Genomic DNA, 14,125 nt, shown 5'->3' on the forward strand with positions numbered 1-14,125 from the left:
CTCGGCCACGAGTCTCGATGTCACCACGAACCGGGCATCCGGCGAATACGCCGAAGCCCTGCGGTCCGGAGCGGTGGACACCCCGCCCCACGGCGCAAGTGATCACAGCGTCCGTTGATCTAGTAGGTTTCTGCTGATCAGCCGACAACAGGGGGGACAGAGTGTCCAATGCGGGGCTGACCCACCAGGTGCGGATGTTCCGCGCTGGTGCCGGTGAGGCGAAGACGGTACTGGCCGTGTTCCGGTCGAGTGCGGTGTACGTGCCGGAGACCGATGACGGGCTGGTGTGGACCGGCGACCAGGGCGGGATCCGATGGATCTACGCCTTCAGCGGCGAGGGACAGCTCGCCGCGTTCGCCCGGGCGCGTGACTACCGAGGCGCGGAGCTGAACTATCGGACGATCTACGGCTCGCGGCTGCTCGATGTCGCGGTGCCGGCGGTGGGCCGGCCCTGCGGGGTGGCGCTGGATGTCGCGGGTTCGCAGCCGATGCTGTTCCCGCCGGTGCGCGGGATCGTGCCTGACGCGGTCGCGCTTGACGGGGAGCGGGACTGATGACGGACTTCCAGGTCGATCCCGAGGCGCTGAAGCAGACGGCGAAGGGCATCAACGACACGATCAAGGAGCTGGAGGCCGTCGGCTTCGCCGAAGGCGCCGGCGCGGGGCGCGGGTTCTCGATGCTCGAACTGACCGGGCTGCAGATCGGCGAGCCGGGCTGCAAGTCGGCGTTCGACGACTTCTGTGAGCGCTGGGCGCTGCAGGTGCGTGCGCTGGTGCAGGAGGGCAATCAGATCGCGGAGCGGTTGCACCTGTCGGCGGGTTACTACCACGAGCAGGAGGAGTACCTCTCCAACTCGATGAAGGTGGTGGTCAACTCGGCGATGGGGAACCCGAACCTCACGGAGGAGCAGATCGACAAGCAGTCCTGGGGCCAGACGCTCGGGGACAACCCCTACACCCAGGTCACCCATGCGGACTTCTCGATGAAGTCCTGGGCGCAGGCGGGGGTCCACTCCGAGGCGGCGTGGAAGAACGCGGAGGCGGACGCGCTGCGGTACAGCCCGGAGGCCCGGGTGCTGGGCGGGGACGAGGCGGACGCCGCGAAGGCCGAGGCCAGGGCCAAGCAGTTCAACGAGCAGTACAAGGCCATGGGCGGGGGTAGCTGATGGGCCTGTGGGGCGAGGCCAAGGCGTTCGCCGGCGAGTTCGTGGACATGCACGCCCATATGGCGGGCGGTCTGCTGGACGCAGTCGGGCTGGACGACTGGGCGCACAAGGTCGACAAGTGGGGCGACGGCATCGCGGACGATCTCGGCGCGGCCGTCGGCGAGCTGAACCTCGGCGAGACCGACGATCCGAAGGAGCTCGTGCACGGCGACGCCAAGGCGCTCGGCGACACCGCCAAGCACCTGCAGAACTTCGCCAGCGCCTTCGAGGACGCCTACAACGGCCTGAGCCGGATGGACGCCGACCACTGGCAGGGCAAGGCCGCTGAGGCGTTCCGCAAGAGGTTCGGCGAGCACCCGGTCGCCTGGCGGATCACGGCCGAGGCCTGCACCGACGCCGCGAAGGCGCTCGACGCGCTGTCGCAGGCCGTCGACTCGGCGCAGAAGCAGGCCCAGCAGGCCATCGACGCCTACAACCACGCCCAGGAACAGACCAAGGACGCCAGGGACCAGTACAAGCACCAGGTCGACTCGTACAACCATGCGGTCGACGACTACAACAACGCGGTCAAGTCCGGGCAGAGCCCCACCCAGCCCACCAGGCCGGGCGACTTCGCCGACCCCGGCACGGAGGGCCGCAGGCATGCCGCCGAGCTGCTGCTGAACGCCCGCAAGGCCAAGCACGGAGCCGCCCAGACCGCCGAGTCTGCCATCAAGGCCGCGACCGGCAAGGCCCCGAAGAAGGCCGGGTTCTGGGCCGAGGTCGGCATGGACCTGCAGGACGCCCCGCAGCTCGCCCTGACCAGCTACGAACACGTCCAGGTCGGCATCGTCAAGGGCGCCGCCGAGATGCTGAAGTTCGGCCGCGGCCTGAACCCGATGGACCCGTACAACCTGACCCACCCGGCCCAGTACTTCGACCACGTCAACCAGACCGCGGCCGGCCTGGTCGAAGCCCGCGACCATCCGATGCAGCTGCTCTCCTCCGTGGTCGGCTCCGGCTGGGGCAGTGACCCGAGCGAGGCCCTCGGCAAGACCATCTTCAACCTCGGCTCCGGCCTCGTCACCGGCGGCGGCAGCGAGGCCGCCGCCGTCGGCGCCCGCATCGGCATCGACGCCGTCGAGAGCGCGGCCAAGAACGAGGCCGTCCACCTCGGTGAGGACGCCGCCGCCAACACTGCCAAGAATGTCGGCGAGCAGGCCGTCGGAGACCTCGCGAAGCCGCCGGTCGAGCCGGTCAAGCCGGTGTCGACCAACCCGGCGGGCCTCCCGGACGATTGGCTGAAGCCGCCCTCGCAGGGGGGCACCAACCCCTTCGCCGCGGAGTACGGCGGGCATCCGGACTTCTACAACCCCCACCCCGAGCCCACGGATCTCCACGCGGGTGAGCAGCCGCACACCGATCTCGATTCTCACTCCCCCGGCGGGGACGCGCCCGGAAACGACGGTGCGGCGCCCGACCACGGCAGCGCGGAGCCCGCGGGCCACGACGGCGGCTCCAGCCACGACGGAACGGGCCACGAGCCCGGGGCTGATCATGTCGGCGGACCCGACCACGCGACAGACGACTCCGCCGCTCATCAGACGTCGGACGATCTGTCCTTCGACCATGCGGATTCCGGTGATCCAGCCTCCGGCCATTCCTCCGACACCGGCGGCCAGCACGGCCACCTGCCGGCCGAAGACTTCAAGAACCTGCCCCTCGATCAGCAGAGGCAGATCGCCGAGGCCGAGGTCTCGGGCGGCGCGAAGACCTTCGGGAGCAATGAAGAGGCGGAGGCGTACGGCGGCAAGCACTGGAACGACAAGGTCCTCGAACTCCCGCAGGAGGAGAAGAACGCCGTCTTCGACTACACCTGCGAGGGCAAGACGGACTCCATCGGTGGCCTGACGTACAAGGACATCAATGGTGAGCTGCGCGCGCAGGGTCCGCTGTCGCCCGGTGTGGCACGCCATGTCGAGGAGCTGGACCGGGCGATGAAGGCCAACCCGATCCCGGAGGACGTCATGGTGACCAGAGGGACCGACCTGGGTCACATCGACATGGATCCCCGCGACATGGTCGGAGAGACATTCGACGAGCATTCCTACACGTCCGTCTCGCTCGGTGGCCCGGCCCCCGGTTTCGAGCAGAGGGACGCGATCCTGCACCTCCGTGCGCCCGAGGGGACGCCGGGGGTGTGGGTGGAGAAGGTCGGAAAATACGGCATGGGTGAGCGGGAGCTGATCCTGGGACGTGGCATGAAGTGGCGGGCGACCCGAGTGATCGAACGCGAAGATGGCAAGTGGGACATCTACGGCGAGATTCTGCCGTAGCGGAAGGGATGACCGATGAGTGGACAGGACTGGACCAGCCCGCGGCTCAGCGAGGACATGGAGCTCTCCGTCGCGCCGGGCGGGCCGGTGCGCTACGCCCGCACGACCGACAAGGCGGTCGAGTACGTTGCGGTGGCCAACGAGGAGAGCGGGGTGCTGGGCTATCTGTGGGCCTGTGACGCGGACGATGCCGCCGGGTGGCAGGATCGGCCGGCTGCGGGCCGCGACGCCTCCAACGCCGGCGGATTCTGGATTCCGAAACTGCGGGAGTTCAAGGCCCGGGGCGTGAGCCCGTCGCAGATGCTGGCCGAGCTCGCCCAGGGCGCTGGGGGCGGGCGCATCGGTCAGGTCGTTCCCGGCTCGCGGGCCCTCGCGAGCGGCCTGGCGGCCCTGAAGGAGATCGCCGGGGACGACAAGCCGAAGCAGCCTCCGGCTTCCCCGGTCACCCGGGGCCGGTGAGTGCCTGAAGCAGCCGATGGCGGCCGTGAACCTCGAGTTCGCGGCCGCCATCGGCGTCCCGGGTCAGTCCAGCACGCCGTGGAAGCCGTTGATCGGGAACTCGACCGCCTCGCTCCGGGGGTTCACCAGGAGGCGGCCGTCGGGGAGCGCCGCGTGGATTTCACGGCCTGTCAGCACCGCGGTGCCGGGCCAGTGCCTCGGCACCAGCTCCGGCGACGTGCAGGCGTCCAGGTAGTCGGCGGAGCGCCCCGGCCGCACGAACAGCTCTGTTCCACCGGCCGCCGTGGTGCAGACGTGGAGCTCCGCGTCCACGAGCGCCTTCACCAGGTCCCGGTCGTTGAGCCGCCTGGCCGCGTACCGTTGCACGGCAGTTCCGGCGTCGGGCAGCTTCGCACTGTACTCGGGGTTGGCCAGACACCGGACGATCACGCCCTGATGGTCGATCCGCCGGCATCCGATCAGCGGAGCGTGGGTCTCGTCCGAGATGTCGAGCTCGTACAGCCACTGCCCGGGCCGGTCCCGGGCCTCCGACCGTACGGGGTCGGGGAGCGGCGTCATCGGGCCGGGCACCGCCTCGAGGGGGCTGTTCGGCGGCTCAGGGGAGAAGTAGAACCCCGGGGTGCCCGAGAGATCGAGACCGGTCGGTGCCTTGGGGTCGACGGTCAGGCAGACCACGCCCTCCGGCAGCACCACGACGATCCGGCCACCGGCGTCGATCAGTACGGACAGCACCGGCGAGCCCAGCCGCACATCGATCCGGGTGCCCGGACGGTCCAGCAGGTAGATCCGGACCAGTCCGTCGGCCCAGCCGGTGGCTGCGAGCAGGCCCTGCGGGCCCTGGTGCACGCTGACCGACACCACCGCGCAGTCCCGCTGGTCGACCGGCTTCTCCAGCGGCGGAGCCCCGGGGAGCCAGACCCGTACGCATCCGTCCAGGCCGCCGCTGACCAGGGTGGGGACGTGGTTGTCGGCGAGCACCGCGCCGCCCAGCGCGGTGACCGGCCCGTTGTGCAGCGGTTCGGCGGCTCCGGTGGGCAGCCACAGCACCCGGCCGCCCACGTCACCGACGGCACCGGCCGGGCCGAGCACGCTCATCTCGGCCTCGAACGCGCCCGGGAGCGCGGGCAGCGTGGCCCCGGCGAGCAGCTGAGCCCGGCCGCCCGCGTCCAGCGCCACCACCGTGCCGTCCGGCAGCGCGGTGAGTGAACGCGGCTGGGCGGGCGCCGGGTCGGCGGGCACGTCGATGAACCGGCCATCCGTGAGATTCCCCGCCCGCATGGCGCCGCTCGCGTCCACGAGCATCACGTACCCGGTGTACGGGCCCTGGGTGAGCGCCCCGGCCCGCAGCCGGGGTGCGGTCCTGGGCAGCCAGTTGCCCCACTCGGCTCGCCAGGCGCCGGGCCGGTCGAGCGCGGCGGCGGCAGCGGGGTCCACGCCGAGCAGGCGGGCGCGCAGCACCGCCGCACGGGTCGCGCCGTCGGGCGCGGTGACCATGGCGGGGCCGGCCGCCCGCCAGTGATCGCCGAACGGCGTACCGATGTGCGAGCCGAGAACGTCGCTCACCACCGCCGGATCCGCGTACGCGACCAGGCGAGGATCCTCGAGCAGGGCCTGCGCACCGCCTGTCCAGGCCGTTTCCATCAGCAGCAGGCCGAGCTCCTTCGTACCGGATTTCGGCAGGTCGGGGCCGCCGTCCGCGCCTCGCGGAAGGCGGTCGGCCAGCGCCCGCACCATGAGCGCTCCGTCCATGGCGGGCCCGCTCGCCGTGATGACGTCACGCAGCTCGCCCGGTGGCAGCCACCAGGTGCCACCGGCGGCCGAGTGGGGCGGCAGCCACTCGGCCGCGGCGCTCACTGCCGGGGCCCCGGCGAGCACGGACCACTCCTCGTACGAGAGCGGCCGGTGCGCCGCCGCGAGGGCGGACATCGCGGCCCGGACGTCCGGCGGCGCTGCCGACCACCAAGCGGCGGCCACACCCTGGGTCGGATCCGTCCCGGCGGGCACCCGGGCGGCGAGCCGGGCCAGCCGGGGGTTGCCGTTCAGCGACTCCGCCGGGAACGGCGAACCGGACCCGAGCTCCCGGTACCAGCGGGCGAACTTCGCCAGGTCCGTCCAGCCGGGCTGGTCGAGGTCCAGCACGGCGGCGCGGGCGAGCATCTCGGGGGCGAAGTCGTCCACCTCCAGCACCGCCCGGACGTGCGGCAGCGCCAGCAGCGGTGTCAGCAGCACCTGGGCGATCCGGGCCGACGCGGCCGCCCGGTTCAGCTCCCAGAGCACCAGCAACCGCGGCCGGTCGTCCGCAGCGACCGCGGCCACCAGCTCCTCCGGGGTGACCGCGAACACCTCGAGCCGCTGGGCGAGCAGCCAGGTCGCCGCCTCCAGACTCAGCCCGGCCAGCGAGAAGGCGACCACCCCGGGCCGCCGGTCGCACGCTGTCGCCAGCCAGCTGACCAGATGCGACTTCCCGCTGCCCGGACTGCCGGCCACCCGGCACAGCCTGGGCGCCTGCGGATCGTCGAGCCAGCTCAGCAGAGCGCGCCCGGCGGGCTGCCGCCCGGCGCGCAGTGGTGGCAGCCAACCATCGGTGTCCTGCATCCCATACCCCCGTTCAAGATCGGCCGACAGTCTAGGGCCCGTGCCCGTTGTGTCCGATCTTGGGCCAGGGGTGAGCCGTGTCACCAGGCCGGTGCGGACCGCGCCGTTGCCGGTCTCTCGACGCCCCCTTCGTGCTCCTGGCACCGACGGCCTTCGACTTACCACTGATCGCCGCGCCGCGCGGGGGTTCTTCGCGCTTGCCTTCTCATGAGTGAACCGGGCCCGTGATGCCGGTGCCATATGCCCGTTGCGACGAAAATCGGGGGCCAGCACCGCTCAAGGTGCAGACAACACAGCACTGTTGAGGCTGCATCAGAACCACATCGCGGCCACTGCCCTGTCCGCCCTTCCGTATTTCGATCGTTTGAGGATGCTGATGCTTCGTGATGGAACGCCACCCGGAGGTCGGCCCTCCGCTCCGGTTCTCGGGTGGCTCCTGCCCACGGTCCTGACCGCGGTCGTCGCGGCGGCGCTGGCCGCCGCCGGTGCCTGGGTGGGACTCGCCTGGTGCGGGGTCGTGAGCACCCTGGCAGTGGCCGCCGTGGCGGCGCGCCGGGGGCAGGCGCTCGCGGAGCTGCGCGAGCGGAGTGCGCAGCAGGACCGGGCGCTGCGCCGTCAGCTGGCCCGGCAGGAGGAGTCCACCGTCCAACTGGCCAGGACCGCCCTGCCCGAGGCGGTCGGCCGACTCCAGCGCGGCGAGTTCATCGAGGACCTACTGAAGGCGTACGAATCCCCCGACCCCGTCCTCGGGCCGGAATTCGGGGCCGCCCGCCAGGCCGTGCTGCGCGCCGTGCTGGAGGCCGTCGAGAACGAGGAGGGGATGCGCGAGTCCGCCCAACGGGCCTTCGTGAACATCGCCCGCCGGGTGCAGGCGATCGTCCACCGCCAGGCCCAGGACCTGCGCGAGATGGAGGACCGGCACGGCAACGACCCCGCCGTCTTCGACGATCTGCTCCGCCTGGACCACGGCAACGCGCTCGTCGGCCGCCTCGCCGACTCGATCGCCGTCCTCGGCGGTGCCCGCCCCGGCCGCCAGTGGAGCCGCGCGGTGCCGCTCTACAGCGTGCTGCGCGGCGGCATGTCCCGGATCCTGGACTACCGACGGGTCGACCTGCATCCGGTCTCCGAGGTCGCCGTGGTCGGCCCCGCCGCCGAGCCGCTGATCCACGCGCTCGCCGAACTGCTCGACAACGCCACCCGATACTCCCCACCGCAGACCCGGGTGCACCTGACCGCCGTCGAGGTGCAGACCGGCATCGCCGTCGAGATCGAGGACGGCGGCCTCAGTCTGAGCGAGGAGGGCCGGGCCCGCGCCGAGCGGATGCTCGAGGACGCCCAGGCCGGCATCGACCTCAACGACCTCGGCGAGACCCCCCGCCTCGGCCTCGCCGTGGTCGGCAGGCTCGCCCGGGCGTACGGCTTCCAGGTCTCCCTGCGGCCCTCCGCGTACGGCGGCGTCCGGGCGGTGCTGATCGTGCCGCAGGAGCTCATCACGACCGCGCCCGCCACCGGCCGGGCGCACGGCATCGGGATCGCCTCCGGTCCCCGGTCCCACCGGGCCGAGGTCCCACCACCGGCCGCCGGACAGCCGTGGCGGTCAGGGGTGACGCCCGCGCACTCCGCGAGGTCGTTCCCCGGCCCGGCCGCGGCGGTGTTCCCGGCGGACGACGAGACGCCGGTGGTGAGCGAGCGGACCCCGAACGGCCTGCCGCAGCGCCGCCGCCACGCCACGCCCTACCGGGCGGAGGCGCCCGAGCCGCCCAGGGCCGCTGGGCCGGCGCCCGAGCCGGCCCCGGCGCCGGTCCAGCCCGGTATGTGGCTGGCCGCGTTCACCGAGGGGGTGAACGGCCATGCGCCGTCCACCGCCGCCGTCGGCCACACCAGCGAAGAGTCGGCCGGGAGGGGCGAGCAGTGATTCAGCAGCGGACCAACATGGACTGGATGCTCAAGGAGCTGGCGGAGAGCGTCCCGCACACCCGCCACGTCGTCGTGCTCTCCGCCGACGGCCTGCGGATGGCCCAGTACGGCACCGACAACGACACCGCCGACCGGCTCGCCGCCGCCTGCGCCGGCCTGCAGAGCCTGGCCGCCGCGGTGGGACACGAGTTCCCGCACGGTGACACCCGGATGCGGCTGGTGGTGATCGAGATGGGCGGCGGCTTCTTCTACCTCATGGCGGCCGGCAGCCACGCCTACCTCGCGGTCCTCGCCGACGAGGGCGTCGACGCCGGGCTGATCGGCCAGCGGATGCGGGACTTGGTGGCCAGAATCGGTGAGCACCTCAGCACGCCTCCGCGCCGGGGCGGGCAGGTCGCGTGAGCACAGCCGACCACGGCTGGGGCGAGGACGGTCCCGAACGGCTCTATGTGATCACACGCGGTCGCAGTGCCGACGGGGACGCCTTCGGCCTGGTCACCCTCATCGTCTCCCGCTCGGAGCCCGAGCCCTCGATGCAGCCGGAACTCGCGGCGATCCTGCGGATCTGTGGTTCGCCGCTGTCCGTGGCCGAGATCTCCGCCTACCTGCGGCTGCCGGTGAGTGTGATCACCGTGCTGCTGGCGGACCTCCTCGCCGAAGGCCGGATCGAGGCCCGCGCGGCCGTTCCGAAGGCGTTCCTTCCCGACCGTGCCCTCTTGGAGGCGGTGATCAGTGGACTTCAGAAGCTCTGAGCCGGTGGTGGGGCCGCAGCGGGCGGACCTGCTCCCGGACTCTGCCGCCATGGCGGTCAAGGTCGTGATCGTGGGCGGCTTCGGGGTCGGCAAGACGACCCTGGTCGGCTCGGTGAGCGAGATCCGCCCGCTGACCACCGAGGAGACGATGACCCAGGCCGGAGTCGGCGTGGACGACATCGTGGGGGTCGAACGCAAGACCTCCACCACGGTCGCGATGGACTTCGGCCGGATCAGCATCAGCGACCGACTGGTGCTGTACGTGTTCGGCACCCCCGGCCAGCAGCGGTTCTGGTTCCTCTGGAGCGGGCTGTTCGAGGGGGCCCTCGGCGCGGTCGTGCTGGTCGACACCCGCCGGCTCGAAGTCAGCTTCGACGTCATCGGGCGGCTGGAAGAACGCGGCGTGCCCTTCGTCGTCGCGGCCAACACCTTCCCCGAGTCGCCGACCTACCCGACCGAGGAACTGCGCGCCGCCCTGGACCTGCCGCCCGAGGTGCCGATCGTCACCTGTGACGCCCGGACCCGCGAATCCAGCCGGGACGTCCTGATGGCCCTGATGCGCTACCTGTACCGGCTCTCACCCCCCGCCACGCAGTGAACCGTCCCTCCGCCGTCCCTCTCCCGTTCCCCCCGACGATGCTCCCGGAGACACCATGACCGCCCCGCACCCTGACGACGCCTCACCCACCCCGCCGCCCGGCTGCCCCGCCCACGGGCTCGACGCCGTCGGCCTCCGGCGGCTCTACGGCCCGGAGGCCGAGGCGGATCCCGCAGGACTGTACGAGAAGTTGCGCGCCGAGCACGGCGAGGTGGCGCCCGTACTGCTGCACGGAGATCTCCCGGCCTGGCTGATCCTCGGTCATTCCGCGAATCTCACCGCCATGCGGACGCCCTCCCGGTTCTCCCGGGACTCCCGCCGCTGGACGGCGTTCCAGCAGGGTCTGGTCGCTCCCGACTCGCCGCTCATGCCGGTGATCGCCTGGCAGCCGCTCTGTGTGTTCGCGGACGGCGAGGAGCACCGGCGCCTGCGCGCAGCCGTCACCGACAGTCTCGGCCGCTTCGACCGGCGCGGTATCCGCCGCCACGTCACCCGCTTCACCGACCAGCTGATCAAGGAGTTCGGCCCCACCGGCCAGGCCGAGCTGGTGGCCCAGTTCGCCGAACACCTCCCGATGCTGGTGATGACCCAGGTGGTCGGCATGCCCGAGGAGTACGGGCCACGACTCGTCGCCGCCGCCCGCGATCTGATGAAGGGCACCGAGACCGCTGTCGCGAGCAACGAGTACGTGGTGGCGACGCTGCGCCGGATGATGGAACGCAAGCGGGTGGCGCCCGGCGCCGATCTGGTCTCCTGGCTGATGCAGCACGAGGCCGGGCTCACCGACGACGAGGTGCTGGAGCACCTGCGGGTGGTGCTGCTCGCGGCGAACGAGACGACCGTCAACCTGATCGCGGACACCCTGAAGATGGTCCTCACCGACCCCCGCTTCCGCGCCCACCTGTCCGGCGGCCACATGACCCTGCCCGACGCCCTGGACCAGGTGCTCTGGGACTCCGCACCGATGTCACTGGTGGCGGGGCGCTGGGCCACCGGCGACACCGAACTCGGCGGCCGGCAGATCAGGACCGGTGACATGCTGCTGCTCGGCCTCGCGGCCGGCAACGTCGACCCGGCCGTCCGCCCCGACCTGGCGAAGCCGTTGCACGGCAACCGCTCCCACCTCGCCTTCGGCGGCGGCCCGCACGAGTGCCCCGGCCAGGACATCGGCCGGGCCATCGCGGAGACCAGCATCGACATCCTGCTGACTCGGCTGCCCGACCTCCATCTCGCCGTTCCTGAGTCGGAGTTGACCTGGACCTCGGCCTGGATCTCCCGGCATCTGGTGGAGCTGCCGGTGCGCTTCACCCCGCGGACGGATCTCGCCCCGGAGCCCGCGTACACCCCGGCCGCCACCCCCGTACCGCCGCCCGCACCCCAGGCCGAGCCCGCCGTCCCCCTCCCCCGGCAGCGCCGCAGCCGGTGGAGCGCACTGACCGGATGGTTCCGCCGCTGACCTCGAAGGCCGCCGAGCAACCCGGACGGCCGGAGGCGTCGAGGCCCCTGGTCTCAGGAAGTCCTGAGAGGCGATCGCCAAAGCGGCCGTGGCGTCAAGGTAGGGCTGTCGGGGCATCCTGTCCGTGCTGTTCACCGGCATCGCCTGGCAGCAGCTGCCGCCGGAGCTGGGCTTCGGCCCGGGGCAGACTTGCCGGCGTCGGCTGTGCCGGTGGACGGAGGCCGGCGTGTTCGACCAGGTACACCGGAGAGTGGAGTTGAGTATCCGTACTCAGGACACGCTCCTGGCCCACCGGGAGGCTAGTGGGCGATGCCTACTGGTAAGCGAGCTTCCACGGGGGAACCATGGACGGCGCGACGGAACTCGAGAACACGGGCCGCTGGATCGCTCGTGCCGCTCGTCGATACGCAGCGTGGCTCGTCGCTATCTGGACGGCCTACGCCGCATACGTGTTGACCGCCCTGAGCAACGTCCCCGATGCAGGACTGGGAATCGTGGTCGTGACCATGGCACTCCCCTTCTACCTCGGGCTGCCCACACTTCTCCTCGTCGCTCTCCTCGCCCCAACGCGGCGGTTCCCCTGGCACCGGCCGGTCGCCACCATCGTCCTCTGCGCACCTGCCTTCTCGGCGGTATCCGCCGGCCCACCGATACTGATCGCCCTACTCCTCTTCCAGATCATCTTCGGGGCGGTCTTGCTTCCGCGTCCACGCCCCGCTTCTGCTGGCCGTCCGTAGTGACTTCGACAGCCTGAACCACTGCACAGGGGTCGGTTGACGGCATGGGGCCATCTTCAACGAGCAGCACCCCGCCAGCCTGCGAGATCACCCCCGTCGCCGCCACCCGACACCCGACACCCGCTCGCGCGGATAGGACCCGATATGCTCACTCGCCTGGGAAGTGCCTCTGACGGCGCGGGCACACGGGCCTGGACAATCCTCATTCTCGCTGGTCAGAGGAACTTGCCGCTTACCTGATCATCTGTTGGACGGGCCGCCCGGGAAGCCTGTTGCTAGAGGGGGACGGGCTGGATGGCGCCGCCAGACGCTCAAGAAGTTACCGAACAGACCCGGCCGGCCAGTGGTCGCCGCCGTTCTAACGGTGAGGCGGACTCCCGGAGGTCGCGTTCGTCTTCCTGGTCGCCCTCGGCATCGACCACAACAACATCTTCCTCACCACCCGCGTCCGCGCGGAGGCCGGGCGCCTGGGCACCCGGGCGGGCGCGGTGGCCGGCCTCGCCGCGACCGGCGGCGTGATCACCTCGGCCGGGCTGATCCTCGCCATGACCTTCGCCGTGCTCGGCACCCTGCCGGTGGTGGGCTTCCCCGAGATCGGCTTCGCGCTGGTGCGCTCGGCGCTGGCCATGGACCTCGGCTGGCGCCTGTGGTGGCCCAGCGCGCTCGCCGGAAATCCGCTGCCGCTTGCTCCGGCCCTCTGCTAGCCTCCGACCCATGAGCCGTTTCGCAAGCCTGACGACGACGCCGAGCCAAGTCCCGGCGCGCTGACAGCTGCTGTTGTCCGAAGCCCCGGGGCGAGTGCCCCGGGGCTTCGCCGTGTGGTCACTCGCCTCGCCACCCCGTGAGGAGACCACCGTGCACGACCACCGCAAGCTCGGCCGCGAACTCGAGCTCTTCGACACCGATCCCCTGATCGGCTCCGGCCTGCCCTACTGGCTCCCCGCCGGGGCGGCCGTCCGCCAGGCCCTGGAGAGCTACGTGCTCGGCCTGGAGCGCCGGGCCGGCTACCGGCACGTCCACTCCCCCGTGCTCGGCAAACGCGAGCTCTACGAGATCTCCGGCCACTGGCAGCACTACAGCGAGGACATGTTCCCGCCGATGGAGCTGGGCGGCGAGCAGTTCGTGCTGCGGCCGAGCCTGTGCCCGCACCACGCCCTGATCTTCCGCTCCCGCTCCCGCAGCTACCGGGAACTCCCGCTGCGCCTGGCCGAGTTGGGCGGGATGTACCGCTCCGAGCCGTCCGGCGTACTCGGCGGGCTGAGCAGGGTCCGGGCCATCCAGCTCAACGACGCCCATGTCTTCTGCACCATCGACCAGGTCGCCCAGGAGGCCCGGGCGGCACTGGAGTTGATCGCCGTGGCGTATGCGAAGCTCGGCCTCGAGGGCGCCCGCTACCGGCTCTCCCTGCCCGGCCCGGGCGGCAAGTACGTGGCGAAGCCGGAGCTGTGGGAGCGCTCCTCGGCGCTGCTGCGGGAGGTGCTCGACGGGCTCGGCCTCCCGTACCAGGAGGCGGCGGGCGAGGCCGCCTTCTACGGGCCGAAGATCGACGTGCAGGTCAGCGACAGCGCGGGGCGGGAGTTCACCCTCTCCACCGTCCAGATCGACTTCCACCAGCCCGAGCAGTTCGACCTGCAGTACATCGGCCCGGACGGCGCCAAGCACCGCCCGGTCATGGTGCACCGCAGCATCATCGGCAGCGTCGAACGGGCCATCGCCCACCTGATCGAACAGCACGGCGGCGCCTTCCCCGCCTGGCTGGCCCCGGTCCAGCTCCTCGCCCTGCCGGTCTCGGACGCCGAGCTCCCGGCCGCCGAGGCCCTGGCGGACCAGGCCTTGGACCTCGGCCTGCGCGCCGAGCTCGCCGCCCCGGCCGAGGGCACCCTCGGCGCCCGTATCCGCAACCACCGCCTGGTCCCGTACCTGGCGGTGATCGGCCCCCGCGAAGCGGCCGCCGGCCAGGTCGCGATCCGGCTCCGGGACGGCAGCCGACTACCGCCCCAGGATGTAGAACAAGCTGTACTTGCACTATCCGCTTGGGGGCGCGAGGAACTGCGCGAGGCCGGAAGGCTTCGGCCACTTCATCAACCGGGGCCTCGGCACCTCGATCGCCCACACCGGCAACGCGGATGCC

The 14,125-nt window shown here is 71.5% G+C and carries 12 protein-coding genes and 1 pseudogene; 12 read left to right on the forward strand and 1 reads right to left on the reverse strand.

The features are described 5' to 3' along the window. The first annotated feature begins 161 nt into the window (after window positions 1-161). The 4 genes from ABT095_RS31680 to ABT095_RS31695 are packed head-to-tail and all read left to right on the forward strand — an operon-like array spanning window position 162 to window position 3,939. Window positions 162-554, forward strand: coding sequence for an SseB family protein (locus ABT095_RS31680; RefSeq protein ID WP_350533004.1), 393 nt, complete (start codon window positions 162-164; stop codon window positions 552-554). Then, on the forward strand, window positions 554-1,165 hold the full coding sequence (locus tag ABT095_RS31685; protein ID WP_350533005.1) for a hypothetical protein: 612 nt from the start codon (window positions 554-556) through the stop codon (window positions 1,163-1,165). The genes ABT095_RS31680 and ABT095_RS31685 overlap by 1 nt, the downstream gene beginning before the upstream one ends. Then, window positions 1,165-3,480: a putative T7SS-secreted protein gene (locus tag ABT095_RS31690; protein WP_350533006.1), complete on the forward strand. Its 2,316-nt coding sequence runs from the start codon at window positions 1,165-1,167 to the stop codon at window positions 3,478-3,480. The genes ABT095_RS31685 and ABT095_RS31690 overlap by 1 nt, the downstream gene beginning before the upstream one ends. Before the next feature lie 15 nt (window positions 3,481-3,495). Further along, the gene (locus ABT095_RS31695; protein WP_350533007.1) at window positions 3,496-3,939 is read left to right on the forward strand and encodes a hypothetical protein; all 444 of its coding nucleotides are present in this window, start codon (window positions 3,496-3,498) and stop codon (window positions 3,937-3,939) included. A 63-nt stretch (window positions 3,940-4,002) separates the two neighbouring features. Here the strand turns inward: ABT095_RS31695 and ABT095_RS31700 are convergent, their stop codons facing one another. Beyond that, on the reverse strand, window positions 4,003-6,534 hold the full coding sequence (locus tag ABT095_RS31700; RefSeq protein WP_350533008.1) for a hypothetical protein: 2,532 nt from the start codon (window positions 6,532-6,534) through the stop codon (window positions 4,003-4,005). Between the two features lie 376 nt (window positions 6,535-6,910). Here ABT095_RS31700 and ABT095_RS31705 point away from each other — a divergent pair, with 376 nt between their 5' ends. From ABT095_RS31705 to thrS, 8 genes and pseudogenes are all read left to right on the forward strand, one after another. After that, entirely contained in the window at window positions 6,911-8,449 is a 1,539-nt protein-coding gene (locus ABT095_RS31705; RefSeq protein WP_502885073.1) for a sensor histidine kinase, read from the forward strand. Continuing rightward, window positions 8,446-8,853, forward strand: a complete 408-nt coding sequence (locus ABT095_RS31710) for a roadblock/LC7 domain-containing protein (protein WP_350533010.1) — start codon at window positions 8,446-8,448, stop codon at window positions 8,851-8,853. The genes ABT095_RS31705 and ABT095_RS31710 overlap by 4 nt, the downstream gene beginning before the upstream one ends. Beyond that, the gene (locus ABT095_RS31715; RefSeq protein WP_350533011.1) at window positions 8,850-9,203 is read left to right on the forward strand and encodes a DUF742 domain-containing protein; all 354 of its coding nucleotides are present in this window, start codon (window positions 8,850-8,852) and stop codon (window positions 9,201-9,203) included. Before ABT095_RS31710 ends, ABT095_RS31715 begins: the two co-directional genes overlap by 4 nt. Continuing rightward, window positions 9,184-9,801, forward strand: a complete 618-nt coding sequence (locus tag ABT095_RS31720; protein ID WP_350533012.1) for a GTP-binding protein — start codon at window positions 9,184-9,186, stop codon at window positions 9,799-9,801. The genes ABT095_RS31715 and ABT095_RS31720 overlap by 20 nt, the downstream gene beginning before the upstream one ends. A gap of 55 nt (window positions 9,802-9,856) precedes the next feature. Beyond that, window positions 9,857-11,257, forward strand: coding sequence for a cytochrome P450 (locus ABT095_RS31725; protein ID WP_350533013.1), 1,401 nt, complete (start codon window positions 9,857-9,859; stop codon window positions 11,255-11,257). A gap of 118 nt (window positions 11,258-11,375) precedes the next feature. After that, the gene (locus ABT095_RS38925; protein WP_502885074.1) at window positions 11,376-12,011 is read left to right on the forward strand and encodes a transposase; all 636 of its coding nucleotides are present in this window, start codon (window positions 11,376-11,378) and stop codon (window positions 12,009-12,011) included. Window positions 12,012-12,371: 360 nt separating this feature from the next. Then, a pseudogene (locus tag ABT095_RS31735) lies at window positions 12,372-12,698 on the forward strand (MMPL family transporter); the annotation flags it as partial. Window positions 12,699-12,849: 151 nt separating this feature from the next. Then, window positions 12,850-14,125 (forward strand): threonine--tRNA ligase (gene thrS / locus ABT095_RS31740; protein WP_350533014.1); only part of this gene is annotated, 1,276 nt, incomplete at its 3' end.

The organism is Kitasatospora sp. NPDC002227, from assembly GCF_040296285.1.
Classification (GTDB): domain Bacteria; phylum Actinomycetota; class Actinomycetes; order Streptomycetales; family Streptomycetaceae; genus Kitasatospora.